Raw genomic sequence first — 25,877 nt, 5'->3', positions numbered from 1 at the left:
GATTATGCTCCCTTACCCGTTAGTGCGCGCTCAATAACTTGCTTTAACAAGCGACGCGTCAGCGGTATCTTAAAGTCGTTCTGACCATTACCCTTGGCATCTTTTAATAGTAAATCTGCCGCTTGCGAAATAATGTCGACATTACCGTCTGTACCTATGAGTAATGCTTCAACCGCTTCATTACGCCAAGGTTTAGTGCCGATACCACCAAATGCCAAACGTACCGTTTCTAATTTTTTTTGATTATTAATATTGATTACTGCCGCGCATGACACTAAAGCAAAGGCGTAAGAGGCGCGATCACGAACTTTGTCATAAGTGTGCATGCCTTTCACTGGAGCTGGGAGAACAATATGAGTAATCAGCTCCCCTGTCTCTAAGACAGTTTCGATATTTGGCGTGTCTTTTGGCAAGCAATAGAAGTCTTTAATCGGAATCTGGCGCGAGGTGCCGTCTGCTTTGAGCGTCTCAATAGTGGCATCGAGTAAGCGCATCGCTACCGCCATATCTGATGGGTGCTGAGCAATACAATCATCACTTGTTCCTAAGACAGCAAGCGGACGATTTTCACCTTTAATAGCGGGACAACCAGAACCAGGATTGCGTTTATTACAAGGACTATCGGGCTGATAAAAGTAGTAACAACGGGTGCGTTGTAATAGGTTGCCGCCTGTAGTGGCTCTGTTGCGCAATTGACCTGTCGCTCCGGCTAAAATTGCTCGAGAGAGTACAGGATAGTTTGCAATCACAGTGGGATACGCCGCTAAATCACTGTTCGTCACCAGCGTGCCGATGCGTAATCCACCATCAGCGGTAGTCTCTATTTGTTGCAGCTCCAAGCGCGTAATATCAACCAATTTTTGAGGAGTCTCAATCTCAATCTTCATTAAATCTAGTAAATTGGTGCCACCGGCAATAAAAGATGCATCCTCAGGCGTGGCAAACATCACGGCTTGTTGCGGTTCAAGGGCACGGATATATTCAAAGCGTTTCATGAACGTTCTCCCTTAGCACTGGCAGCATTGGGAACATTAGCAGTTTGCTTTACCATTGAATGACCGCCAATTTGTGCCTCGCTAGGCGGCGGCGACCAAATACCACTAATAGCTACATCAGCTGGGCTATTATTAGGCGCATCGTCGGTCACTGAAGAAGAGTTTGATACTTGCTTTTCAAGTACCTGTGAGATGGCTCTGATAATATTAGGATAGGCTGAACAGCGACAGATATTGCCACTCATGCGCTCAGCAATTTCTTGTACTAGCAGTCCATTAGGATTTTGCAGATCAGTAGTCACATGACTTGGCCACTGTTGTTTGATTTCCTCTATCAATGCCGTTGCAGAACAAATTTGTCCCGGCGTGCAATAGCCACATTGAAAGGCATCATGGTCTTTAAAAGCCTGTTGCAATTCTGATAGCGATTCAGGTAGTCCGATACCTTCAATGGTGGTAATCTCATCACCATCGTGCATGACCGCTAATGTCAAACAAGAATTGATTCGTCGCCCATTAATAATCATAGTACAAGCGCCGCATTGCCCATGATCACAGCCTTTTTTTGGTCCTGTGATATGTAGATGGTGACGACATACATCCAGCAATGTCGTTCGCGGGTCAAGATTATCAAAATCATAATCCTGCTGATTAATCGTTAACATTAAATTAGACATGCTGGCTTCTCGCTGGCAAAGGATAATAAAATATTAGATTAGGTCTTGTAACTAGTCTATAGATTAAATGTTAACTGTTAACTACATTCAGTTATTGCTGTTGTGTTTTTCGGGACCATGAGATTTTGGTAATTTGAACTACGAACCCATAATGGGCGCAGTTCGATTAATTTCCGACTGCGCTACTTGTTCAGGTGATCCTTGCGCTACAATTTTTCCACCTTCATCACCAGCGCCCTGACTGATATCAATAATCCACTCGCTACTTATGGCAACCTGCATATCGTGCTCAACCATAATAACCGTACTGCCAGTGTCAACAAGAACATTACAATCACCTAGTTAGCTTTATCAGTACCAGTCAAAATACAAGAATGTCGTATCTCTAAAGAAGATTGGAGCAGTTAGTAACAGTCGTAACCTTTCGTCAAGTTTCATAAAGCTACGCAACGTCATAATCCTTTATCATTTCCTTTGTCGACAGAGTAAGGCTTCATCAAGACATTTTGTTTGATGGTAAGTCTTGCTTCTTAATCAATAATTCATGTTTGAATACGAATTTGGAAGGAAATGATAATGAAAAACACAATGATAAGCGCTATTGTAGCTGCTACCGTTTGTTTTGCTATGATTGGTCAAGCAAGTGCTGCACCCGCGCCGCATGTTGCAAAACATCATGTTACCCATACAAAGCAACATAAAGCTCCTCAGACAGTAATGGTTAAAAAAGTTGCACATAAGAAGGTTGCACATAAGAGAGTTGTGGCTCAACACCATAAACCTGCACCTAAAGTCGTATATGTTCAGAACCGTCGTTAATTAGCATACATTTAATGGTATTATTTGATGAAAAAATAGCTCCTAGTTAGGAGCTATTTTTTATTGTGTTATAGGTTGTAATTTCATCTATGGTCGTTTGAGCAGCAACGCGTGCTTGCTCTATAACCTATATACCTCCTGCCCCTTTACTTGATGCCTCACTGTTTTCGACCAATATTGCTGCAGCGCTTTTTTTCAGAGTTGCCCACTGCCCATCATCAACATAAATACCTTCTTTCCATGCCCTTTGATGGGTTGCATACAACTCATCTGTTGATACTTTACGATCAAAGTACTGAATATCCTGTTCAATATCAAAGTTGGTTGTTGATAGCTCAATGACCATGTCATTGGTATTATAATTTGCCTGCGCTTCATTAAAAAAATATAGATCAGGATAAACAAATCTTTTATCTAAAGTAAATATCGTATGCTTGGGTGCGCTACCATTGTCCCACTTCGCCAAACAAGCAATGCCTTTTGCCGCCAGTTTTGCAAGCTCACTATAAGCCAGCCAGCGGTTATGACAATTTTGCAAATACACTTTAAAATGATTTCGACTGCCCATCTTTTCAATCACATAATCCATCACTGCCGGTAAATGACAGACCAGACTGCTCCCATGCAAGTCTAATCTGACTTCACCCTCGCCTTGATAGATGATATCAATCGCAACATCACGTTCAGACAAAATAAAAGGACTGGCATTATTGAAATGCAAAATACCATTTAGACCAGCCATCTGTAGCTCAGCTACCATGGAAGCAATAAGGTCAGCTTCGCCTACTTCACGTTGCATGCCCAAAAAAGCTTTATTCACCATGGTCACTATTTCGTTATGCGATACGATCATGGGTTAGCCCTCTTTTCGGTACAGATAAATTTGGTAACAAAGGAAATAGCCACTCATTGCTGTGTACTTCAGCAAACAAAGGCGCACCTTGGAATAGCGTAACACGCACCCAGCGATCTGATCTTGGATCGAACTTAGTCGCGCCAAACATAGACAATTTACAGCGTAACAAATGCATTGGTAATGCCGTTTTTTGCAGCACATTAATCTGAATATCGCCCATCTTTTTATGCCCCATTGTCCAGACGCGTCGAGCAATAGAACGATACTTTGGTTGCTTTAAGATAAATTCTGATAACAATTGCTGTGGATCCGCTTGTTGTAATGCCAGATATAAAGTGTTCGCCTGCCTACCAATATCTAACAGGAATTCCTTATCATCGCCACGCTCTTGTCCACGCACACCCATTCTTGGCTCTTCTTTATCTTCTGAGCGATACCAGAACCAATAGACATTATCTTCTGCCTCAAAATCAATACTTATCGCCCATTGATAACGCGCTTCTAATACGTCAATCAAATCTTGTACGACTTTGCCACCGGGCAGCGACATGGTTTCATCAGCATTGGCTTGCCCTGCAAACGCATCAACAAGCTCAGGATACAGCTCCATCAGACAAGAGGTAATGACCTCTTGGCTCTCAAAACTAAGGTACGCCTGACGCTGTAAAAAATCAGCCCACGTAACACATCCTTCAATCTCGCTCATAAAGTTATTTTGTAGCTTATTCAGCTCATCAACGACGGTACTATTCAGTAGAATTTGCGGCTCATTGATAGTGACCACTTCAGAGAAATGCTGGATAGCGCGCTTCATTAAATGTGAAAGCTGCTGGATTTTACTATTGGTATTGTTATTGTTATTGTTATTGTTATTGTTATTGTTATTGTTATTGTTGTTGTTGTTATTGTCATCTTCAATATCACAGACCAACACTGCTTGTAGCGCGCCTTCACGCGCACTCAGCCATTGATCAACGACACAAGGATGGTTAATAAGATAAGGTGCCATTCCAAGACCAGTCGCATTACCTATGCCCAGATACTGCTTAATCTCCGGATGCAAGCTGACTGCTTTAGCACCACCCTTTTTCTGAGCCAAATAATCGACCCAGTCAAGGCTAAACTCTCGAATGAGATACACGGCACACATCTGGGCGCGAAAAGATTGATTAAAATCCTCGCTGTGATCTAGTGGTTTAAAGTCATAAATACCAAATTTGCCATTGCCATAAACTGCCGTGGTACGCAGTATATAACCTACTTGCGCAAGTACGTCCAAATCAGGCTGCTGACCTTCAGCAAGTGAGCTGACAATATGATCAAAGACCCGTACGCTTTTGTTGGCACGTGCCAGCACCATCACCATGTTAGAGTTACGACCCGCTTCTTGTAATGGCACATTGGCTTTTAGGTTTGCCAGCAGCTCGTCCCCTATTTCCCCGTAAACCAGGGCAAATGTAACATCCCATTTTTGCGCAATGACGCGATCATTACGTTCTTCATCAGCAATCTGATTGCAAAACACCACCAGATGATAAACGTGCTCAGGGGTTTGCAAACGATAGATGACCTGTCCATAGCCGTCGTTATCTAAATCCCACAGATGCTTGCTTAATGTCCAATGCTCTTTGTCGATTTTGCGCAATAACGTACGGACGAAGCTAATACGCGTTTGGTGCATAGCGCCGAGTCGTTCAGAATGCATCACCACCTCGGGTGTACGGAAGCTGACTGCATCTAGCTTATCGTTGTTTGGCAAAGTATGTTCCATATAACTATCACCTTCAATAATGTGTTGAACCAACCACCTTTTAATACTGTAGATTTGCGGTTTTTATGAGCAAATAAACTATCAGCGATAACAAAGCGCTACCTAATCAACTTCTTTACCAATACTTTTTTCGACAAGTTGCTCTTCGATAAGCTGATGGGCAGTCTCCACCCTATTAGGGCGATAAAGATCTTGATCTCTTGCCATCTGCTTGGCAATTTTTGGTCCATTCCACAATGATGGCAGCAAAACAAAGGAGACAGGCACCGCCGTAATAACAATAAAGGATTGTAACGCCGTCACCCCGCCTGCACCAAGTGAGATAAGAACAATCGCCGTGACCCCCATCATGATGCCCCAAAAGGTACGAATGATAGCATTTGGCTCTCTCTCACCACTGATAACGACACTGATGGTATAGGTCATCGAATCACCAGTAGTAACAATGAAAACCATGGTTAGAATGATAAACAATAAGGAGGTTATCAAAGGAAATGGCAGCTGCTGAGTAATGGCAAGCAGTGCACCTGGAAGATTAAAGCCTTCAAATGCTGTACTCACACTACCAGGATTGGCAATCTCAAACGCAAGACCTGAACCGCCGATGACTGTGAACCAAAAGCAGGTAACCAATGGCGCCAAAATGCACACGGTCGTAATCAATTCACGAATCGTGCGACCGCGTGAGATACGAGCGATAAATATCGCCATCATCGGGCTATAACCCAAAAACCAACCCCAAAAGAAAACCGTCCAACCACCAAGCCAAGCTTCATCACCGCGATAGGTTGCCATCGGGATAAAGTTTTGCACCATGGTACCAACACCTTGAATATACCCATTAACAATAAATTTGGTAGGACCAAACATCAAAATAAAGACCATCAGACCAAAGGCCAATATGACATTAAAGCGACTGAGCAGCTGCATACCTCGAGCAAGACCACTAATGGCTGAGAGCGTATAAAGTGCAATAGCAAAGATGATAATGATAAGTTGGGTAGTAAAGGTATCAGGAATACCAAACAGCGTATTCAACGCATAGCTGGTTTGTAATCCCAAAAATCCAATAGGACCGATCGTACCGGCAGCAACCGCGACAATACAGCAAGCGTCGATAATTGCACCCGTTTGACCTGTCAGCACGCGTTCACCAAACATAGGATATAAAAGTGTACGCGGTTTAAGCGGTAAGCCTTTATCATAATGTAGATGCATCACTACAATAGCAGTCAAGCTACCGACAATTGACCAAGCTAGAAATCCCCAATGCATAAAGGATTGAGATAGCGCATTGAAAGCGCGTTGTTGGATATCAGCGGTTTCAGCATAAACAGGCGGTGCGCTAACGAAATGAGCGATAGGTTCAGCGGCTGCCCAAAAGACGCCGCCGCCAGCGAGCAGCGTACAGAATAAAATCGCCATCCATTTAAAACCGTCCATCTCAGGCTTCGCTAGATTACCTAAAATGACGCGTCCTGTGCGACCTGCGCCGACTGCTAGTGCAATCACAAAGGTCGCTAACAATAATATTTGCCAAAAAGGACCAAAGACCGTTGCCGACCAAGAAAATCCGATATTGATTAATTTTGCCAAGCGCTCTTCAGCAAAGATGGCCATAAGAACAAACACAATGATAAAGCCGCCACTGTACCAAAATGCTGGGTTTTTTAGCCCTAAAGTATCTGATGGAGTCTCTACATGCATTAAATTATCCGCTATCTTATCGGTTTTGTGAGAGCGTCCTTGCTCATGTTGCTTACTGTTAAATCCTTTTAAATCAGCCATGATGTAATTCCATATGATAATGTTGCGTCATTTAAATTGGCGTTTTATCTAAACCGTCTTACCCATCTATACTTTAATGCTTGTGACTTTCATGCTCGTGAATTTGAGTTTAGCCAGCATTTTAGAAAGCTACATCTGTGCCTAGCATTTATACTAAAGGCTTAATGCCACTCTCAAGAAAATTAAACCAGTTTTGTCCGATGATTTTTCCAGCATCAGCATCATTAAAACCATGTTTGAGCAGACCGTTATAAATATTTTCCATTCCGTCCTTGCCTGCAAACCATGGCAAAGTATCCGGCCAACCTGAATTGTTAGCATTACCTTCGCCATAATCCATTGCCTTTGACCAGCGTCCATTGCGCATCCATTCAAGTACCGCTTGTGGTTGGTTCAGGCACAAATCACTACCAATTGCTAAATGCTCAACCCCATATTTATCAGCACAATCAGCAACCATGCTACAAAAATCATTGAGCGTACAATCACTACCATTCGGCAAATGAAACGGATATAAGCTAAAACCCAACAGCCCGCCCGCTTTGGTTAACGCACTAATAACGGTATCAGATTTATTACGCAGCGCATCGTGTGCAGCCGTTGGATTGGCATGACTGATACATATCGGGCGCGTAGAATGCTCAATCGCTTCAAGCGTTGAACGCTCTGCGCTATGCGACATATCGATAATCATCCCAACTCGATTCATCTCTGCTATCGCCTGCTGACCAAAGCGCGTAATGCCACTGTCATTCTTCTCATAACAACCGGTTGCTAGTAGGCTTTGGTTGTTATACGTCAGCTGCATGATCAGTAGTCCTAAGCGGCGCATCACGCTGATAAGCCCAATTTCATCATCAATCGGTGAACAATTTTGCGCGCCAAAAAGGATACCGACTTTACCTTGCTGCTTTGCCATCTCAATATCAGTAACTGAATACACTGGTAAGATAAGATCTGAGTTTTGCTCAAAGCGTGCATGCCATTCTGCAAAGCGTGTCATTGTCTGCCGCGAATCCTCGTGATAAACCAAGGTAGCATGTACCGCATTGATACCGCTGGCTTGCAGCATTTTGAAATAGTTACGGTCCCAATGGCTATACTGTAAGCCGTCAATGACGATATGGTCTTGATACATGGTTAATTCCTTTTATACTTTTACGAATGCATTGTGGCAGGAGAATCTTTACCAGCCACACATCACTATTAGCACCTGTCATTAACTGACTATTAATAAGCCTTTTGATAAGCCGTTTTAACAATAGTATAAAACTCTTTAGCATACTGACCTTGTTCACGCGGGCCAAAGCTAGACTCTTTACGACCACCAAACGGTACATGATAGTCCGTACCAGCAGTGGCTAGATTGACCATGACGCAACCTGCTTGGACTTGCTCTTTAAACATCGCGCTATTACGCAAGCTTTGGGTAATGATACCGCCAGTTAGACCAAAGCGGGTATCGTTGGTCATCGCAATCGCCTCTTCCAAATTTTTGACGCGCATGACACAAGCGAGCGGCGCGAATACTTCTTCTTGATTGATATCCCAGCTGTTATCAGTCTCAGTAAACAAGGTAGGCGACATATAATAGCCATCATGCGGCATATCTAAACGCTCGCCACCAAAGGCTAAATTGGCACCGGCTTGCTTGGCCTTTTCAATCCAGTGTAGGTTGGATGCAAGTTGCTTATCATCAACCACAGGACCCATAAAGATACCGTCATCAAGCGCATGACCAACTTTTAGGGTTTTCATTTTTGCAATGACACCATCGACGAAAGCATCATGAATGCCATCCATGACGATCAAGCGTGAAGATGCCGTACATTTTTGTCCTGAACCGCCAAACGCACCAGCAACCGCTGCATCAATAGCGACTTGTAAATCAGCATCATCGGCGATAACTAAAGCATTCTTACTACCCATCTCCAGCTGGCAGCGCACAAAGTTAGGCGCGGTTGCCGCAGCCACTTTACGACCGGTTGGCACAGAACCTGTGAAGCTAACTGCATCGATATCTTTTGAATTAATGAGTGCATCACCAACTGATGAGCCTCCCCCCAATACCAAGTTAAACGTACCTTCAGGCAACCCTTGACGATGAATGATTTCAGCTAAAGCTACCGCACTGGCTGGTGTTAAATTGGCAGGCTTCCAAATGACGCTATTGCCGAATGCTAAGGCTGGGGCGATTTTCCATACAGCGGTTGCGGTTGGGAAGTTCCAAGGAGAGATAATGGCGACGACACCGACTGCCTCACGCGTTACTTCCACTTTAACCCCTGGACGTACTGAATCCGCAGTATCGCCCATTTGACGCAACACCTCAGCGGCATAATAATGGAAGAACTGACCGGCACGATAAATCTCGCCGCGACCCTCAAGAAATGGCTTGCCTTCTTCACGTGACAATAAAGTACCTAATTCATCGCAACGGGCAATCATCTCATCGCCAATCGCCTGCAGAATAGATTGCTTCTTCTCTAACGGCGTTGCCTCCCACTTTGGTTGGGCTTGACGGGCAGCAGCAATAGCATCCTTGACTTGATCGCTACTGGCTTGGGCGAACTCGCCGATAGTTTCGGTGATATCAGATGGGTTAATATTAGCAATGGTATCGCTACCCGCTTGCCACTCACCATTGATATAAAGGGATTGCTGCGGGTCTTGCTGTGATACTTTTTGTGTGTTTTGAGCTGACATAGTGGCGTCCTCAGTTTATTAAAATTCAAATGATTGAAAGAGTCGTATAAATATAGTGGAAAAACTATGGTACGGTCGCATAAACGACTAGCTCAACCAACATCTCTTCTCGTGCCAATCCAGATATGACCAAAGCCGCGCGATTTGGATAGGGTGCTGTAAAATATTCAGCATAGACTTGATTGACCGTTTTTAGATATTCACGATCAGTGACATAAATGAGTACCTGTAAGACTGAGTCCATGCCTACATTGGCACATTCTAAAGTATGCTTTAAATTATCAAGGGTTTGGCGGGTTTGGGCTTCGATACCACCTGCGACCACATCACCGTTTTCATCAATAGGAATTTGCGCGGTGTATAATGTGCCATTACTCGTGACTGCCCATTCAAGAGGTGCTTTTGAGGCATAAAGTGAAGTCTGAACCGCTTGTTTGGTTGAGGGAGTCGTCATATCGTCATATCCTTTGAATGAATGGTTTGGCAATTTCTGTGTTATTGGTTATCCTACGCAATAAATAATGACAAATCTAACTAATTAAATATTAAATATGATAGATTTAATCTATCGCTATAATAGATAGTATCTGATCAACGGCAGCAAGCACAAAGGCACTAACGATTATGAAACTACAACAGTTACGACATTTTTTGTTTGTGGTAGAAGAAGGGGGTTTTCGTGTGGCAGCTAACCGCGCTAATAGAACACAGGCCGCATTATCCGCCTCTATAAAAGAGCTGGAAAAAACACTGGATCAGCGTTTATTTGAAAGTGGCAATAAAGCAACACTGACGCCGTTTGGGGAAAGTTGCTTGCCAAAGATTCAGCAGTTCATTAGTGTTTACCAAGCGTTTGAAGAGGGCTTAAGAGCGACCGCAGCAGGCGATAAAGGGAAGATAAGAATTGCTAGCGTACCATCACTGGTGACTAAGCTACTACCTAGCGTATTGGTCGCCTATTCAAAGAAATATCCTGATATTGAAATTGTTTTGATAGATGATAACGCGGTTGGCGTTGCAAACCGGCTGCTCACGGGCGAGGTGGATTTGGCATTAGGTAATTGTACGAGTATCAATCAAACAGATATTGATTTTACCGCACTTATATCAGACCCTATCGGCGTGGTTTGTCTTAAAAGTAATACGCTGAATCATGAATCACGTCACTCTCAAGGGCTAAAATGGCAACAACTCATGGCAGAGCCTTTTATTTATAATGGTACCTGTCGACTACTTGAGAACACACCTGCAGAAGTGCTCAACCGCAAAGCTCGCTATACGGTAGAAAATATCACCTCACTGTTCTCATTGTTAAGAAACGATCTTGGCATTACTACCTTACCGAAACTCGCCTTTCCTTCTAATGAACCCGAGCTGGTTTGGATAAACTTACTTGACCCTTCTTTAAACAGACAAATCGGCATCTTTAAACTGGCTGACAAATCTATTTCCCCGCCCGCTCAAGCTTTTTATGAGCTATGTGTGACCTATGTTCAAGAGCACTATCTATTGTGATGCATCCAATAATAAAGCTACTGATTGCGGGATTGTTGTCTTAATTAGTGAGTAGTGACAGACTGAATGAGTCATCACAGACGAAGATTTATCATGAAAGTGACTTCTAAAGATAGAGTGAACTCATTGATACCAGCGATACGTTATAGCGCTAGTTGTAACTGCCCGAAGTGTGGCTGCAGCGCGGCATCTATTTGTGATAAATGTGATAGGTGGTCGAAATGCTGTGAGTGTGGTGAAAAGTAAATATCGCCATCACTTTTAAACCTTATAGTGCATAGCCATGTACAATATCGATGACACATAAAAAACAGCCTATAGAATCGATTCTGTAAGCTAATAAAATCAATACATATAAGATATTGTCGTATTATGATATTTGGTTGATCTATCTTGAACGATATAGGGTGTTGTCAGCAGTTCGAGTCTGCTTATGCCTACCAAATATTTAGAAAGCCCCAGTCTAACGACTGAGGCTTTTTTTATCGGTAAAATATGGAATGTACCGGAAAATCCTAGATTGATATCAATCAAAGCTCAGAATCTAACCCTTCCGTTCTGTAAAGCACTTTAACCACATGCCAGCCAAATTTGGTTTTCACTAAGTGTGGGGTGAGGAGTTCGCCGCTGAAGCAAATTTTATCAAACGGCGGTACCATATCGCCTTGCTTAAACTCACCTAAGCTGCCGCCTTTTTTAGCTGATGGGCAGGTTGAGTATTTCTTAGCCAACACATCAAACATGTTGCCTTTTTTAAGCTTGGCAAGGATATCTTCAGCTTGTTCTTTGTCTTTTACTAAAATGTGTAATGCGCTAGCTGTACGAGCCATAAGGTAAACCCTTCATAAAATATCGATTGTCGGGGCATTATATCATTACTTACCTTAGTTGCTAACCTTACTGGTCTGCGCTACTTCATCAAAAGTCATTATCTGCCTTTTAAGTGTCAGTACAATGCATCTAACAGACGCCCATAAACAGTTTAATCTGAGCTAAAAGCAATTGGCAGCTTATGTGCCCAGTGCTTATACAATCGATTTATCATTTGCTGCTAGCCATTGTAACTTAGTCAGCGGAAGACAATAAACTGGAGCTTGTGTAAGAATTTTAGTATTTATATTGCAGTATTTATATTGCTTAGTACCATAAAAAATTGCTTGGCTACCTAGAGTAACCAAGCAATTTTACATTTTATTATTGTTGTATTATTTTTTATAGTTATTGGCTTTTAATGACAAACGCTATTTAAACAACCGTAACATGCAAGCGCACATCAACATTGCCACGAGTGGCATTAGAGTATGGGCAAACTTGATGAGCGGTCTCGATTAGAGTTTGTGCTTGGGCTTCATCAATACCAGATACTTCGACAGACAGCTCTATATCTAAGTTATAGCTATTATCCGCTTTCATACCAATACCAACTTGAGCAGATGTTTTCGAAGCGGTTACCGGTAGTTTCATTTGTTGTGCAGTCATATTTAGCGCACTATCAAAACACGCAGCGTAACCCATCGCAAACAGCTGCTCTGGATTCACCCCCTCTTTATCTTTTTCTTGAAAGGATACCAAGTCAAAACCGAGCGAACCATCGTCAAGACCTGTATGTCCAGAACGACCACCAGTTGCTGTAGCACGAGTTTTATAAAATATTTTCATTATGCGTTCCTTATTTAGATTTATTGAATATGATTAAAATCAGACTTGATGCGTCGTGATGGGATTATTATAGATGCGCAACCAACAATCCGTTAGAACAGTCCTACGAAACTCTTGCCTAATTATCCAAAAATTTATATTATCAAGCAAACCTAAAAATAAGAAAAACATCATGCAGACAAAAACCATTGAACAATTACTTAGACTATTACCCAAAAATAAAACGATCGAATCTACTATTCCAAACTTATTTTTCTATTGCGCTGACAGGCCAAGTAAAACCGTCAGCTACATTCAAGAGCCTAGCATATGTATCGTCCTGCAAGGCGAGCGCGAGATTTACTTAGGAAAAGATTGCCAAAAATTTGACAATAGCAGCCTGATGTTTTGCCCTGTCGATATTCCTTTAAGTATGCACATTAAGCATGCTTCGTCAGACCATCCTGTCATCGTTTTATCAATGAAATTAAATCTTGTGATGATTCAAGAAGTACTCGCTAGAATACCGCCTCAACAACAAGTAAAAGAAGGTAATTTGGGAATAAAATGGCAATTAGATGACGCTATAATGCAAGCGTTTGAGCGATTGGTAAACTTACTTGATTGTCCAAATGATACTGATTTTTTATCTTCTTTAATACAGCAAGAAATTTATTATCGCATGCTCTCGGCACAACAAGGGAATAAGTTGCGACAACTGGTCATCAATGGCAGTCATACTCACCGTATTTCACAAGCAACCGATTGGCTAAAAACGCATTTAGACGAACCTGTGGTGATTGGAGACTTGGCGAGCCGATGTGGTATGAGTATCTCAGGTTTTCACCAACACTTTAAAGAGATTACACAGTTGAGTCCGCTACAGTATCAAAAAAAATTACGATTAATGGAAGCGAGGCGTCTGATCATATCCAATGACTCTCAAATATCACAGATTGCCATGCAAGTAGGCTATGAAAGCCCCAGCCAATTTAGCCGAGAATATAAACGATTATTTGGAAACAGTCCAAATAGCGATTTGAGTTAAGGGGTTGAAAAACTGGTGAAGTTATTACTACAAATGAGTATTTTTTGAAATGGTAATCTTCCAGGTTACTGCCTACGAATTTGACAGCAAATGTCAGTTCAATTCCTCACTATGAACCTGAACCTGAACCTGAACCTGAACCTTCGATTGCAGCACCCGTATGTTCTGTCTTTATTATTTTAAAACCCGCTAACTACACTAAGACCTGTATGTCGACTTCTTTGATATGACTTTTGAAGATAAACCCTAAACTTTACACTGCTTAAACTTTAGCGCTCTCTACCCAAGCAAACTCTTCCAAAATGCGCATCCATTGATCGTCTAGTCCCGCTTTTAGCAATAACGGCTCACCGGTGACCGGATGGCTGAGCGCTAAACTCTGAGCATGTAGCAGCATGCGAGTACAATCATAGTGATTACGAAAAAATCGTGTGTGACGTATATCGCCGTGGCTGGTATCACCCACGATATGATGGAATAAATGTCTCATATGCCGACGCAGTTGATGCTTACGTCCGGTCTCGGGGGTTAAGCGCATTAGACTATAGCGGCTCGTGTCATGCTTTTTTGACACCGCAAATGGCAACTCAATTTGTGCCAAACTTTGCCAATGGGTCACTGCCTCTTGAGCCGGTTTATCCAAATTAGCGAACTTATCGGCAATAGCATCGGGCTGAAAGCTCAACGCATAATCAACGGTGCCTTGTTCTGACATATAGCCGCGCACCACAGCTAAATATTGCTTGGTCATTTTGTGTTCAGTAAAAGCCTCAGTAAGGCTGCGCGCCACGGCTGAGCTCTTGGCAAATAACAACACGCCTGACGTAGGCTTGTCTAACCTATGCACCGGAAATACATGGCAACCTACCGCATCACGGGTGAGCTGCATGGCAAAGCGTGTCTCGCCTTTATCCAGCCAACTGCGATGCACCAACAGCCCAGCCTCTTTATTAATCGCCACCAGAAATTCATCTTCATAGATTATTTCTACTTGATTGGCGATTTGATTGGCGGTGTCGCTTTCGATATTCATGTTTTCAGTGCCTATATTTTAGATATCATAATTATATATCTTTTTTAGCAAACGCTACCAATTCACGTATAAAAGGTATTCCAATAATTTTGCCCATATTTCTGACCTATCCTATAACTTTCAATCTCACACGCTTTTAACCGCCTCGGCATTGCCGTTAACTTAATCCGCTAACTTCTTTAATATGCGAAGTCACCCATGCTACACTTTAGAAGATAGCTTACCAGCCTTTATCGTCTCATTATTGTGCTGATTCGCTTTTATCAAAGATACTAAGTCTTTGATAAAATTGAATATTAGTCCTATTCACTGCTCATTACTAAACATTATATTAAGCAGTATTTTTCTTTATACAAAATTACAGATTTACTGCTTCACTATTTTTTAATTAATTTAAGGAGAAGGTCAAGGATGATAATAGATAATGACATATTACGTGAACGCATTAGTTTATTAGGTTCCTTCCTAGGGGATGCAATTTCTCGCCAGACGGGCGAACAAACGCTGCATACGATTGAAACGCTGCGCAAAGGTTTTATTCAACAGCGCCGTGAGCCTCATGAAGCTCATAAGCAGAAGCTCATCGATTTTATTGCCTCTTTGGACAATCAATCCTTAAAAAATGTCATCCGCAGCTTCTCTATCTATTTTTTCTTAGCCAATCTAAGTGAAGAGAATTATCTACGTGAAGAGCGCCATGCATTACGTATGCAATCAGAGCAGAGCTGGGAAGGATCGTTTCGCCGTACTTTACTAGAGTGTCGTGAGCGCAATATTGAGCCAGCACAGATGCAAGAGCTCATTGAGCAACTAAAATTCATGCCTGTATTTACCGCGCATCCTACTGAAGCGCGTCGACGTACAACGATGAACTTATTACAAGGTTTATTTACGCATAGCGATGCCTTAAATAACGTTGCACAAAACAGTTTTGCCTACGAGCAAGCCAGAGAAAAAACGGCGCAATCGATTGATCTGCTATGGTCGTCTGATGAAGTGCGGACGCGTAAGCCTTTAGTCTATGACGAAATAAATAATGGCCTGCATTATTTCAATGCCAGTTTATTCAACGCCATTCCTAAGGTTTACCGTAATATTAAAAACGCTATTATTGATATTTATCCTGAGCTAACAGACTACCCTCTACCTGCTTTCATAAGCTTTGGCTCTTGGATTGGTGGCGATAGAGATGGCAATCCCTTTGTCACTCATGACACCACAGAAATGGCCGTATTGATGCATGCAGATACCGTGCTGCGTCACTATCAAGTGTTGCTTAAGAAACTACGTCGTCAGCTTATTCATAGTGATACGATTGTTACTATCGAACCTGAAGTATATGCAAAAATTGAAAGTTATAGTGAGCTCGACAGACGAGTCTTTGATTACAATCTTGATGATTACGGCAATGAACCTTATCGCAGATTCCTCTCCTTAATCCTAAATAAAGTCAAAGCCACCAACCTTTTAATCCAAAGCAAAGGGAATGATACTGAGGCTAAAAAAGATGCCTACGCCAATCCACAAGAACTATTAGAAGACTTACGCATCATCCGTCAAAGTGTGAATACTCATGACACAGCACATGGCGAAGGCTTATTACTCGATATAATACGTTTGGTCAAAACCTGTGGCTTCCATTTGGCAGCGCTCGATATTCGCCAAGAGTCGTCTTATCATAGCGAAGTGATAGCTGATATTTTTGCCAATGCTTCTAACTTGCCTGACTACCAAAGCCTCAATGAAACCGAGCGCCAAGAGTGGTTGACGCGCTTGCTTAAGAAACCAGGCACACCGCTTATTTATACCGATAATTTAACGGATAAAACCCGTGAACAATTGGCCTTGATGCACTCAGTAGCGACTTTACGCAAACTGGTTGGGCAAGATACTTTTGGCAGTTATGTTATCTCAATGACCAATAACGCCAGTCAATTATTAGAAGTATTGCTACTCATGCGCTTTGCAGGCTTATGTAGAGTGGATGACGAAGCGCGACTGTCTGCCGACTTGCCAGTAGCCCCCTTATTTGAGACGATAGAAGATCTTAAAAACATCGATAAAATTCTACCTGAAGTTTTAGACAATCCATTATATCGAGGGTTGCTACGACACTCAGATAATACCCAAGAAATCATGCTGGGCTATTCGGACTCTTCAAAAGACGGAGGCATCATTACTTCTGCATGGCAGCTTTATAGCGCGCAGCAGACCATTAACCGTATCGCAGAAGAATATGGCATCAAAACCCGCCTATTTCATGGTCGTGGTGGCTCAGTAAGTCGTGGTGGCGGCTCAACGCATAAAGCTATTGCCGCGCAACCTGCAGGTACACTGCATGGGCAAATCAAAGTGACCGAACAAGGCGAAGTCCTTTATGCCAAATATGCCAACACCGATACCGCTGTATTTGAGCTAACCATGGGCATCACTGGCACGCTTAAAGCTTGCTCCTCAAGATTCGTGGTGCAACCGCCTGAACTGCCACATTATGAAGCGCTCTTTGCGCGTTTAGCAGATGCAGGTGAGCAGCGTTATCGCAAGCTAACTGATCATACCGAAGGGTTTTATCAGTTCTACTCCCAAGCGACGCCAGTAGCAGAAATCTCCTTATTAAATATTGGCTCACGCCCAGCACATCGTAATAAAGGTCTACCAAGTAAGACGACTTTGCGCGCAATTCCTTGGGTATTTGGTTGGTCATTAGCGCGCTTTACACTGCCCGCTTGGTATGGTGTCGGCAGTGCGTTGCATAGCGTCATCGATGATGAAGCACTGATGAAAGAAATGATTGACTGCTGGCCATTTTTTAACGTGTTTATTAGCAATATTGAAATGGCGTTTACCAAGTCTGATATGAGTATTGCTCATGCTTATAGCCAATTATGTAACGATGAGATATTACGTGAACAGATTATGACAGCGGTGACGGATGAGCACGAGCTGACCTATTCAGGTTTAAACTCTTTGCTTAACCAAGAGTCGTTATTAGAGCATCAGCAGAATCTTGCCGCTTCTCTTGAATGGCGGAATGCGTATTTAGATCCAACCAACTATATCCAAATTGAGCTATTAAAGCGTGCCAGACAAAAAGACGCTACAAGCGATACCAATCTTGGTGACCTCGACGTTGAAGATCCATTAATCCGTAGTATTAATGCTTTGGCAGCGGGTCTACGCAATACAGGGTAATTGATAAAACAGAAAAATATAGGCAAAAAAGACAGTACTTTTAGTATTTCCTAAAGGTACTGTCTTTTAATCTGTTTATCTCAAACGGTCACTTAATTATCGATATAGGTTTAATAAACGCCTAAATAATATTAATCTCATAGCTGAACTTCTCTGCCAGCCCATAGGATTCTCTATATTCGATAGGATCGCCTTCTAGATTCTTCGCAATGCGTCAACCTATCTGATGGTATTCAATTTACTACCATTGTTATTGGTTTCTTTAGTGTGAGTGAAATTCTAATCTTGCTCGAAAAAACCACGACTGGACACAAGGTTATTGAACAAGGTAAACGCAGTCTCTTAAACTTTAAAGAGTTTACTTTTGCTTTTGGAGCCATGCTACGCAGTGGTCTCATGGGCTTTGTCGTTGGTATCTTACCAGGTGCAGGCGCAACGATTGCCAGTGCCATGACTTATGCTAGTGAACGCAAAATTGCTGGTGATACTGGTACTTTTGGTGATGGTGATCTTCGCGGTGTTGCTTCGCCAGAAGCGGCAAATAATGCCTCAGCTTGTGGCTCATTTGTGCCAATGTTGACGCTAGGTGTGCCGGGTTCTGGTACGACAGCAGTCATGATGGGCGCATTGACGTTATATAACATCACACCGGGTCCGCAGTTATTTACTGAGCAGCCAGATATCGTATGGGGTCTGATTGCCTCATTATTTATCTGTAACGTGATTTTGCTAATCATGAACATCCCTTTGGTGGGTTTGTTCGCCAAACTGCTTGATGTGCCGAACTATATCTTGATACCAGCCATTGCTGCGGTCAGTTTCGTTGGCGTATATTCTATCCATAGCACGACCTTTGACTTGGTATTTATGGTGGCACTTGGTGTCTTCGGATATTTCTTACGTAAACTAAACTTCCCCTTATCAGCGCTTATTTTGGGCTATGTATTGGGTGAGCTCATGGAGTCTAACTTAAGACGTGCCCTGTCTATCTCTCAAGGCGAGCTTAGTATCTTATGGAGCAGCCCTATCACAGTAGTTCTATGGTTGTTGGCTATTTTGATGGTATTCATGCCAGTCATACGTAGTATCTACCGTAGAAAATTTAAGCCTGCTATTTAAATTTTAGTTACTCTGTTCTCGAAATACTTCTCCGGTGGTGGTTATACTCTATGTATGACCACCATTTTTTTAGGTCGTATTACTGAAATACCCCAAAATTTTCCGAAGTAGGTTTTATACCAATATAAAAGTAAATAGCAGTAGCTCGCCAAGACTGAGTCATTCGCATTGATAGCTTATAATTGTAAGAAGTCCGTATGACTCAAATTGTTATTATGGTCGGATATTATTCAAAAGTATCTGTAGCTTGCCTTATCTCAAAGAGGATGAATGATGCAAAATAAATCTATACCAAGCCTGCCGAGTATGAATCGGCAACCTTTAGGGTTTTTCCCAACGCCGTTGATTGAGCTGACCAGATTAAGCAAAGCACTCAATGGTCCTAAAATTTATATGAAACGCGATGACAATACGGGACTGGCATTAGGCGGTAATAAAACCAGAAAGCTTGAATTTATCATTGGAGACGCCCTTGCTAAAGGTGCGGATACAATCGTGACAGCAGGTGCCGCGCAGTCAAACCATTGTCGCCAGACCGCAGCTGCCGCAGCCAGTTTGGGACTTGAATGTCATCTGGTTTTGGGCGGACACGAGCCAGAACAGTTGCAGGGCAATCTATTGTTAGATAAGATTTTTGGCTGCCATATCCACTGGGCTGGCAGCAACCGTAAAGGGGAAGACATTCCTGAGATTGTAGAGCAGCTCAAAAAACAAGGTAAGAAACCCTATATTGTCCCTTATGGCGGCTCAAGCGAGCTTGGTGCTTTTGCCTTTGTTGAAGCCTTTAAAGAGCTTGAATTACAACGTCAAGAGAGGGATATCTCATTCACGCATATCTTCTTTGCCTCCAGCTCCGGTGGCACACAAGCGGGCTTGATGCTGGGTAATAAAATCTTTGATTCACCCTATCAGATAGTAGGTATCAATATTGATAAAGGTGAAACCGATAAAGTGCCGTTTGATCAGTATATTATCTCCCTCGCCAATAGCACGGCTGCATTGATTGGGGCAGATTACACCTTTTCAGAGTCAGATTTAGTGCTTAATTCTGATTATGTGGGAGACGGTTATGGAGTGATTGGTGCACTAGAAAATGAAGCCATTGCTATGACCGCGCAAATGGAAGGGATATTATTAGATCCTGTTTATACAGGGCGTGCGATGGGCGGATTACTTGATATGATTCGTACCGGTAAAATCAAAAAAACGGACAGTGTGTTGTTTTGGCATACTGGCGGCGCGCCCGCTTTATTTGCTTATGCTAGTGATTTAGCGATATCTCAAAGCGATAGTTAATCTGTCTAGCACTATCAAAAAGATCGGCTAATTAAGGCTAGCCGACCTTTTTAACAAGCTTTCCATCACTATAAAATCTAAACTTTAATTTTTAGATAACACTACATTCTATTCGCTAAAGAATAGCTATCACCAATCATAAAACTTGTCAAAAACAACGGGCATATTTCACTCATCCTCACTGCAAGAAAGATATAACCTATCTAACGCCCCAATTATCCAATTTCCGCTATACATCAGCGACTTAGAGCTGGATATTAAAAATATATCGAGCTCTATGATTGCCTTATATATGAGTTTTAAGCAATATTTGAGTGTACAGTTGCACACATATTGTGTTACAATGTATATACAAATATCTGCATATAGTTTCATTTTATATAGAAACTGTATATATATTGTTATTATCAGGTAATTGCGCTGTGCCGATAGGTTCCAAATTACTGAGATATCTGATCTTAGTACGGTGAATTTTAGTCTTCAGCTAAGTCCCAAATTTTATATTATTGAAATTGCTAAAAAAACCTAATCCTTTGGAGATTTACCATGTTATTTAAAAAATCGGTTATGACCGCGGCCGTATTTGCCGTTGGTAGTTTTGCTGTTATGTCTGCGAATGCTGCTGATTCAGGATCTTTTACTGTCGCAATGACAGTTGCAAAAAGCTGCGTCGTAACAGCAGGCGACAACATTGCCCTAACCGCTAAGACTGACGCGACTGCTCCAATTGGAAGCAGTATTGTCAAGGTAGCCTGTTCTCTAGATACCCCTTACAGTGTTTCAATGACACCAACAACTGGCTCCACCAATACGGGTGAAAGTAAGGGCACCTTAAAAGGAACTTCTGGTAATCTAGCTACATTAGATTATCAGCTGGCTACCGATGCAGCTGGTGCTACTCCTTGGGCTGCTGGAGCTACAGGTAACGCAACAACAGGTGGTACAGGTACAGGTACAACGGAAGCGAAAAACAAATCCTTTACAGTATATGCAAAAGTGACAGGCGACAAGAACCTCGTTCTACCGGACGTTTATAGCGACACTGTTACGATCGGTGTAAACTACTAATCGCCATGTTAAGTCTCTGGTTACGCCGTATTGCTAGACCTGTGCTGATCTCTAGCTTGCTACTGTCCTCTAGTTTGGCAGTGGCAGCCGGCCTACAGGTATCACCTATCTCGCTAAGCTTACAAGCTCGCGAGACGGCGAGTGGTCTGACACTCAGTAATACCAGTAATACTGTGGTGCAGGCGCAGGTGCGGGTGCAGCAGTGGACGCAGGATGATTCAGGTGACACGCTTGCCCCGTCGCGCGGACTGCTTGCCAGTCCGCCGATGATTGAGCTACAGCCGGGTGAGCGGCAGCTGGTACGTATCATCCGCGCCAAAGCGCCGCCGCAAGGCGCAGGCGCAGTTGAGGACGCGTACCGACTGTTGGTCAATGAGGTGCCGATTAAGCTGCCTGAAAACACCAGCGGGCTACAGTTTGCGATGAGCTACTCGCTACCGGTCTTTGTTCAGCCGGTTGGCGTGACTAAGACCCGTCCGCAGTTGCAGTGGAGTACCCATCTGCAACCAGATGGCAAGGTGGTCAAACTGCGTGTGAGCAATCGCGGCAATGGGCATGCGCAATTGGCTGGGCTAAGCTTTACTGATGCGGCAGGTACGAGTACGGATATTTATCCCGGTTTGCTTGGTTATGTGTTACCCGGTGCGACTATGAACTGGACACTGAAAATACCACCCTCCGTGCTAACTTCAGGGGGTAAATTCAAGGTTATGCTAAATGGTACACAGACGACACCTGACGTCACACTGGACACAAACACTCGCTAAAGTCGTTTTTTTGCAAGGTGTGACAAGCTCAATTGGTCACACCGCAGTACTGAGTGAAGATATGCCTACGAGCAGCGTTGATACCAGCGCTGCTTTTTTGCGTGTTGCAAAAGCTATAGAGCCTACAATTCAGGCTCAAACGGATACCGTGGCTCAGGCTAATATAGATGCGGATTTGGCTCAGCTTGATTTGGACCGTTATAGTGATGATGACGATGCAGGGCTAGATTTGTATCTGGACGTCACGCTGAATGGTGCCAGTAAGGGTCTAGTACACTTCGACTACCGTGATGAGCGCCTTTGGGCAACAGCAGCTATCTTGCAACAGCTGAGCTTTGTGTTGCCTCCATCGCTACAGGCAAGCCGTGACCCTATCGCCCTTGACAGCCTACCTGAGCTGAATATTGACTACGATGCACGCCAGCAAACACTCACCCTTATTGCTCCACTCGATATGCTCAAGCTAGATACGACTACCCATAGTACGCGTACCAATAAGCGCCCAAAACCGAGCGCCTCGCCCGGTCTGTTATTAAACTACAACCTGTATAGCAGTCAAACTCAGAATAGCACTAAAAGTCTGAGCGCATATACGGAGCTGCGCGCCTTTAATGCGCTTGGCGTGGTCAGCTCTACCGCCTTAACGACTGCAAATACGGCTGCTAATGACAGTCGTCACAGTCAGTGGAAGGGTCAAACCGTGCGCCTTGATACCAGCTGGAGTCAATCCTTCCCTGATAAGCTGCTAACGGTTCGGGCAGGCGATATTCTGACCGGCGCGTTATCATGGACGCGGTCGACACGTTTGGGCGGTCTACAAATCGGCACCAACTTTAATCTGCAGCCTTATCGCGCGACCACACCGTTGCCATCGTTTTTTGGCTCAGCAACCCTACCCTCAAAGGTAGAGCTGTTTGTTGATGGTCTTAAACACTATAGCGGTGAGGTGCCCGCAGGTCCCTTTGAGCTGGACACCGCGCCCAGCATCAGTGGTGCAGGAACGGCGCAGCTGGTAGTCACCGATGCCTTAGGTCAAAGCAAAACCCTAACTTTTTCGTTATATGATACCCATCGTTTGCTCCAACCCGGACTGTCTGATTGGTCAGTTGAGCTTGGCGCAGTGCGTGAAAATTATGGGACAGAATCTTTTGATTATGGGGATGCGCTTGCTGCCAGTGCTACTTGGCGCCATGGGGTGTCCAACCGTTTTACCGCTGAAACCCATGCCGAAGTGACGCACGGTCTCTCCAATGCAGGGGTCGGTGGGACTTGGCTATTGGGGCGCGCTGGTGGTATTTTGTTTGCCTCGCTAGCCGCAAGCCATAGTGAGGGACAAAGCGGCATGCAGTACAGCACCAATTACTCATGGAACAATCGCCGCTTTAACATTGGTTTTAATGCGCTGGGAACTTCTGGTGTATATCGCGATGTAGGCTCACAATATGGCAATGCCCCTGTACATCGAAATGAGCAAATATCTACGGGTTATAGCATACCTACGCTCGGTAATTTTGGGCTAAGTTACCATCAGGTTGCCCAAGCTGAAAAAGAGGACACACGATTTGCCCGTGTCTCTTGGTCCAAATCCTTTGGTAGACGAGTAAGTATGAACCTCAATTATAACCATGACTTTGACCAATCAGCAAAAAGTAGCCTGTCGATAGGCGCATCGCTATCACTAGATCGCAATATGTCAATGCGAAGTAGCTTGCAACACACCGCAGCGCAAGACATCATCACAGCAGATATCTCAAAATCAGCGCCAAGCGCGGGTGGCATTGATTGGCGCGCGCAAGTACGCCACAGCGCGGCTAGCCAATCAGACAACAGCTTAAATAGTAATGCTAAAGACAGTACAGGCGCGTTGGCTGAGCTAAGCTATCTTGGGCGCTACGGACGGGTTCAGGCTGGTATCAGTAGTAATGATGACAGCTATGCCACTTACGCCAGTGGCACAGGGTCTCTGGTGATGATGGGCGGCGGTATGTTTCCTGCGCGCCAAATTAATAGCGGATTTGCGGTGGTATCGACCAGCGGTATCGCTGGTGTGCCCGTCCTATTGCAAAACAATCCTATTGGCACGACCAACCGCCGCGGACTGCTGTTAGTGACACCTCTCAATGCCTATCAAGAGAATAAAATTGCTATCGACCCGATGCAGCTGCCAGCTGACTTACGCATTGATAAAGTCAGTCTGGACGCGACCCCAACCGACCGTGCAGGGGTGATGGTCGCTTTTGATATCACTCCCGTGCGCTCAGCAACCATTGTATTAATCGATAGCGATGAGCAACCGATTGCCCTTGGCAGTCAAGTCACCTTGATCTCCAACGAAGATACGCCAACCACTGTAGTGGGTTTTGATGGAGAGGTATATTTGGATACATTGGATGCCCACAATACACTGGAGGTCACTACCCCTGCTGATAGCATTTGTACCGTGCGCTTTAAGTACACCAAGCAAGGCGATGAGATTCCGCTCCTCGGTCCTTTTATCTGTAAAAAGGCACAGAAATGATAAAGCTATTTACTATACTTCACTACGGCTATCGCCTATTATCTTTACTCTTTATTCTCTGCGTTGCAGTTTGGTCGACGCCTAATAACGCTCAGACACCTCTCAACGTCACCTGCACAGCAAACGTGAATAGTGGCTCTATTAACCTCGGCTCTATCACGCCTGTTAATGCTGACACTGCCAACATTACTGCTCTCTTGAGCTACGAATGTGAGAATACAAGCGACACGGTCGCAAAAGTATCAGTTTGTCTTGCTGCAGGTAGCGGAAGTAATGAGAGCCAAATTGTTCCTGCACGGTATATGACTGGACCCAATAGCTCCAGATTAGCATTCAATATGACATTGTCAGATGGCGAAATTTGGGGCGATCGGAACTTCGGTAAAGAATATAAATCAAGCGTCCTTACTATCGCTGGAAACTCCAAGATTCAAGGTAGCGAAGTTATTAATACCTCTCTACTTTCAGGAAAAGGTAATGTCAACGCGCTACAAGGTGTTCATGCTAATAATTTTGATGGTATTCATACAACTCTGACGGTAGATATAGGAACAGACTTACAGGTGCCCGATTGTGCAACAGTAGATCAGGGTAGCACTCAATTCACTTTCACTGTCCAAGCAACGGTCCTTTCCAGCTGTCTTATCAATGCGACATCCGATATTAATTTAGGCATACATTCAGCAGGCGCAACTAATATTACTAGTAACAATAACATCGCTGTCACCTGCACCAATGCTACTTCCTATAAGATTGGCTTAACGCCTTCTAATGACAATACGACTGGTAAGGGCATTATGGCAGGAACCAATGGCAAGTCTACCTTACCTTATCAGCTGCAATCTGATGCAAGCGGTACAGAATGGGGCAATAACGGAAATACTTATGCCGCCCTCACCAATGGTGTAACAGGTACAGGAGATGGTGCGGCGAAAGCCCATACAGTGTACGTTACTGTACCGAACACTGATGTCACCCCTGATAGCTATTCTGATAGGGTGACTGTGACCGTGTATTATTAATAACCTTATAAAATAAAACAGCAAGACTGAAGATAAGTCTTTTCACAAA

Annotated in this window: 21 protein-coding genes and 2 pseudogenes; 10 read left to right on the top strand and 13 right to left on the bottom strand. The window is 43.6% G+C overall.

What is annotated here, in order from left to right:
* Positions 1-2: 2 nt before the first annotated feature.
* The 3 genes from JMX75_RS10220 to JMX75_RS10210 all read right to left on the bottom strand — a co-directional run bounded on the left by JMX75_RS10220 (position 3) and on the right by JMX75_RS10210 (position 1,954).
* Entirely contained in the window at positions 3-995 is a 993-nt protein-coding gene (locus tag JMX75_RS10220) for an FAD binding domain-containing protein (RefSeq protein WP_181209844.1), read from the bottom strand.
* A complete protein-coding gene (locus JMX75_RS10215) occupies positions 992-1,672 on the bottom strand; it encodes a 2Fe-2S iron-sulfur cluster-binding protein (RefSeq protein ID WP_181209843.1) in 681 nt (226 codons plus the stop codon). The genes JMX75_RS10220 and JMX75_RS10215 overlap by 4 nt, the downstream gene beginning before the upstream one ends.
* A 138-nt stretch (positions 1,673-1,810) precedes the next feature.
* Positions 1,811-1,954 (bottom strand): hypothetical protein, encoded by a 144-nt coding sequence (locus JMX75_RS10210; protein WP_201532233.1) that lies wholly within the window; start codon positions 1,952-1,954, stop codon positions 1,811-1,813.
* A gap of 294 nt (positions 1,955-2,248) precedes the next feature.
* Between JMX75_RS10210 and JMX75_RS10205 the strand changes: the two genes are divergently transcribed.
* On the top strand, positions 2,249-2,491 hold the full coding sequence (locus JMX75_RS10205; protein ID WP_201532232.1) for a hypothetical protein: 243 nt from the start codon (positions 2,249-2,251) through the stop codon (positions 2,489-2,491).
* Between the two features lie 127 nt (positions 2,492-2,618).
* Here the strand turns inward: JMX75_RS10205 and JMX75_RS10200 are convergent, their stop codons facing one another.
* From JMX75_RS10200 to JMX75_RS10175, 6 genes are all read right to left on the bottom strand, one after another.
* Complete coding sequence (locus JMX75_RS10200; protein WP_201532231.1) at positions 2,619-3,344, bottom strand: DUF3726 domain-containing protein; 726 nt, start codon at positions 3,342-3,344, stop codon at positions 2,619-2,621.
* On the bottom strand, positions 3,328-5,118 hold the full coding sequence (locus tag JMX75_RS10195; RefSeq protein ID WP_201532230.1) for a hypothetical protein: 1,791 nt from the start codon (positions 5,116-5,118) through the stop codon (positions 3,328-3,330). Before JMX75_RS10195 ends, JMX75_RS10200 begins: the two co-directional genes overlap by 17 nt.
* 102 nt (positions 5,119-5,220) lie before the next feature.
* Positions 5,221-6,906: a BCCT family transporter gene (locus JMX75_RS10190; RefSeq protein ID WP_201532229.1), complete on the bottom strand. Its 1,686-nt coding sequence runs from the start codon at positions 6,904-6,906 to the stop codon at positions 5,221-5,223.
* Positions 6,907-7,054: 148 nt separating this feature from the next.
* Positions 7,055-8,044: a membrane dipeptidase gene (locus JMX75_RS10185; protein ID WP_201532228.1), complete on the bottom strand. Its 990-nt coding sequence runs from the start codon at positions 8,042-8,044 to the stop codon at positions 7,055-7,057.
* A 92-nt stretch (positions 8,045-8,136) separates the two neighbouring features.
* Positions 8,137-9,612 carry an aldehyde dehydrogenase family protein gene (locus JMX75_RS10180; RefSeq protein WP_201532227.1) on the bottom strand — a complete coding sequence of 492 codons (1,476 nt, stop codon included), beginning with the start codon at positions 9,610-9,612 and terminating at the stop codon, positions 8,137-8,139.
* A 64-nt stretch (positions 9,613-9,676) separates the two neighbouring features.
* A complete protein-coding gene (locus JMX75_RS10175; protein ID WP_201532226.1) occupies positions 9,677-10,066 on the bottom strand; it encodes a RidA family protein in 390 nt (129 codons plus the stop codon).
* A 170-nt stretch (positions 10,067-10,236) separates the two neighbouring features.
* On the opposite strand from JMX75_RS10175, the gene JMX75_RS10170 reads away from it, so the two are divergent.
* Positions 10,237-11,127: a LysR family transcriptional regulator gene (locus tag JMX75_RS10170; RefSeq protein ID WP_201532225.1), complete on the top strand. Its 891-nt coding sequence runs from the start codon at positions 10,237-10,239 to the stop codon at positions 11,125-11,127.
* A gap of 530 nt (positions 11,128-11,657) precedes the next feature.
* Here JMX75_RS10170 and JMX75_RS10165 read toward each other — a convergent pair.
* Complete coding sequence (locus tag JMX75_RS10165; RefSeq protein WP_201532224.1) at positions 11,658-11,957, bottom strand: peptidylprolyl isomerase; 300 nt, start codon at positions 11,955-11,957, stop codon at positions 11,658-11,660.
* A 415-nt stretch (positions 11,958-12,372) separates the two neighbouring features.
* Positions 12,373-12,786 (bottom strand): organic hydroperoxide resistance protein, encoded by a 414-nt coding sequence (locus tag JMX75_RS10160; RefSeq protein WP_181209837.1) that lies wholly within the window; start codon positions 12,784-12,786, stop codon positions 12,373-12,375.
* 73 nt (positions 12,787-12,859) lie between these two features.
* Between JMX75_RS10160 and JMX75_RS10155 the strand changes: the two genes are divergently transcribed.
* Positions 12,860-13,813 (top strand): AraC family transcriptional regulator, encoded by a 954-nt coding sequence (locus tag JMX75_RS10155; RefSeq protein ID WP_259275399.1) that lies wholly within the window; start codon positions 12,860-12,862, stop codon positions 13,811-13,813.
* Positions 13,814-14,075: 262 nt separating this feature from the next.
* Here the strand turns inward: JMX75_RS10155 and truC are convergent, their stop codons facing one another.
* Positions 14,076-14,846, bottom strand: coding sequence for a tRNA pseudouridine(65) synthase TruC (truC, locus tag JMX75_RS10150; protein WP_133105023.1), 771 nt, complete (start codon positions 14,844-14,846; stop codon positions 14,076-14,078).
* A 411-nt stretch (positions 14,847-15,257) separates the two neighbouring features.
* Between truC and ppc the strand changes: the two genes are divergently transcribed.
* Positions 15,258-18,038: a phosphoenolpyruvate carboxylase gene (gene ppc / locus JMX75_RS10145; protein WP_201532223.1), complete on the top strand. Its 2,781-nt coding sequence runs from the start codon at positions 15,258-15,260 to the stop codon at positions 18,036-18,038.
* A gap of 121 nt (positions 18,039-18,159) precedes the next feature.
* On the opposite strand, the pseudogene JMX75_RS10140 reads toward ppc, so the two are convergent.
* A pseudogene (locus JMX75_RS10140) lies at positions 18,160-18,252 on the bottom strand (GntR family transcriptional regulator); the annotation flags it as partial.
* Here JMX75_RS10140 and JMX75_RS10135 point away from each other — a divergent pair.
* From JMX75_RS10135 to JMX75_RS10110, 6 genes and pseudogenes are all read left to right on the top strand, one after another.
* Positions 18,252-19,157 (top strand): annotated as a pseudogene (locus JMX75_RS10135) (tripartite tricarboxylate transporter permease); the annotation flags it as partial. The pseudogenes JMX75_RS10140 and JMX75_RS10135 sit on opposite strands and share 1 nt — an antisense overlap.
* Before the next feature lie 270 nt (positions 19,158-19,427).
* A complete protein-coding gene (locus JMX75_RS10130; RefSeq protein WP_265088673.1) occupies positions 19,428-20,453 on the top strand; it encodes a D-cysteine desulfhydrase family protein in 1,026 nt (341 codons plus the stop codon).
* A 546-nt stretch (positions 20,454-20,999) separates the two neighbouring features.
* Complete coding sequence (locus tag JMX75_RS10125) at positions 21,000-21,521, top strand: spore coat protein U domain-containing protein (protein WP_201532222.1); 522 nt, start codon at positions 21,000-21,002, stop codon at positions 21,519-21,521.
* 5 nt (positions 21,522-21,526) lie between these two features.
* Positions 21,527-22,288, top strand: coding sequence for a molecular chaperone (locus JMX75_RS10120; RefSeq protein ID WP_201532221.1), 762 nt, complete (start codon positions 21,527-21,529; stop codon positions 22,286-22,288).
* The gene (locus tag JMX75_RS10115) at positions 22,239-24,806 is read left to right on the top strand and encodes a fimbria/pilus outer membrane usher protein (RefSeq protein WP_227673167.1); all 2,568 of its coding nucleotides are present in this window, start codon (positions 22,239-22,241) and stop codon (positions 24,804-24,806) included. Before JMX75_RS10120 ends, JMX75_RS10115 begins: the two co-directional genes overlap by 50 nt.
* Complete coding sequence (locus tag JMX75_RS10110; protein ID WP_201532220.1) at positions 24,803-25,828, top strand: spore coat U domain-containing protein; 1,026 nt, start codon at positions 24,803-24,805, stop codon at positions 25,826-25,828. Before JMX75_RS10115 ends, JMX75_RS10110 begins: the two co-directional genes overlap by 4 nt.
* Positions 25,829-25,877: the final 49 nt, after the last annotated feature.

Source organism: Psychrobacter sp. LFX-11D, from assembly GCF_904846475.1.
Classification (GTDB): domain Bacteria; phylum Pseudomonadota; class Gammaproteobacteria; order Pseudomonadales; family Moraxellaceae; genus Psychrobacter; species Psychrobacter cryohalolentis.
The sequence above is the reverse complement of the archived record's forward strand: the minus strand, read 5'-3'. Positions and strand labels throughout refer to the sequence as shown.

Bases quoted from the DNA above. Each gene is read 5' to 3' on its own strand.
- JMX75_RS10220 (WP_181209844.1), bottom strand. From the start codon at position 995: ATGAAACGCTTTGAATATATCCGTGCCCTTGAACCGCAACAAGCCGTG.
- JMX75_RS10215 (WP_181209843.1), bottom strand. From the start codon at position 1,672: ATGTCTAATTTAATGTTAACGATTAATCAGCAGGATTATGATTTTGAT.
- JMX75_RS10210 (WP_201532233.1), bottom strand. From the start codon at position 1,954: ATGCAGGTTGCCATAAGTAGCGAGTGGATTATTGATATCAGTCAGGGC.
- JMX75_RS10205 (WP_201532232.1), top strand. From the start codon at position 2,249: ATGAAAAACACAATGATAAGCGCTATTGTAGCTGCTACCGTTTGTTTT.
- JMX75_RS10200 (WP_201532231.1), bottom strand. From the start codon at position 3,344: ATGATCGTATCGCATAACGAAATAGTGACCATGGTGAATAAAGCTTTT.
- JMX75_RS10195 (WP_201532230.1), bottom strand. From the start codon at position 5,118: ATGGAACATACTTTGCCAAACAACGATAAGCTAGATGCAGTCAGCTTC.
- JMX75_RS10190 (WP_201532229.1), bottom strand. From the start codon at position 6,906: ATGGCTGATTTAAAAGGATTTAACAGTAAGCAACATGAGCAAGGACGC.
- JMX75_RS10185 (WP_201532228.1), bottom strand. From the start codon at position 8,044: ATGTATCAAGACCATATCGTCATTGACGGCTTACAGTATAGCCATTGG.
- JMX75_RS10180 (WP_201532227.1), bottom strand. From the start codon at position 9,612: ATGTCAGCTCAAAACACACAAAAAGTATCACAGCAAGACCCGCAGCAA.
- JMX75_RS10175 (WP_201532226.1), bottom strand. From the start codon at position 10,066: ATGACGACTCCCTCAACCAAACAAGCGGTTCAGACTTCACTTTATGCC.
- JMX75_RS10170 (WP_201532225.1), top strand. From the start codon at position 10,237: ATGAAACTACAACAGTTACGACATTTTTTGTTTGTGGTAGAAGAAGGG.
- JMX75_RS10165 (WP_201532224.1), bottom strand. From the start codon at position 11,957: ATGGCTCGTACAGCTAGCGCATTACACATTTTAGTAAAAGACAAAGAA.
- JMX75_RS10160 (WP_181209837.1), bottom strand. From the start codon at position 12,786: ATGAAAATATTTTATAAAACTCGTGCTACAGCAACTGGTGGTCGTTCT.
- JMX75_RS10155 (WP_259275399.1), top strand. From the start codon at position 12,860: ATGCGCAACCAACAATCCGTTAGAACAGTCCTACGAAACTCTTGCCTA.
- truC (WP_133105023.1), bottom strand. From the start codon at position 14,846: ATGAATATCGAAAGCGACACCGCCAATCAAATCGCCAATCAAGTAGAA.
- ppc (WP_201532223.1), top strand. From the start codon at position 15,258: ATGATAATAGATAATGACATATTACGTGAACGCATTAGTTTATTAGGT.
- JMX75_RS10130 (WP_265088673.1), top strand. From the start codon at position 19,428: ATGATGCAAAATAAATCTATACCAAGCCTGCCGAGTATGAATCGGCAA.
- JMX75_RS10125 (WP_201532222.1), top strand. From the start codon at position 21,000: ATGTTATTTAAAAAATCGGTTATGACCGCGGCCGTATTTGCCGTTGGT.
- JMX75_RS10120 (WP_201532221.1), top strand. From the start codon at position 21,527: ATGTTAAGTCTCTGGTTACGCCGTATTGCTAGACCTGTGCTGATCTCT.
- JMX75_RS10115 (WP_227673167.1), top strand. From the start codon at position 22,239: ATGGTACACAGACGACACCTGACGTCACACTGGACACAAACACTCGCT.
- JMX75_RS10110 (WP_201532220.1), top strand. From the start codon at position 24,803: ATGATAAAGCTATTTACTATACTTCACTACGGCTATCGCCTATTATCT.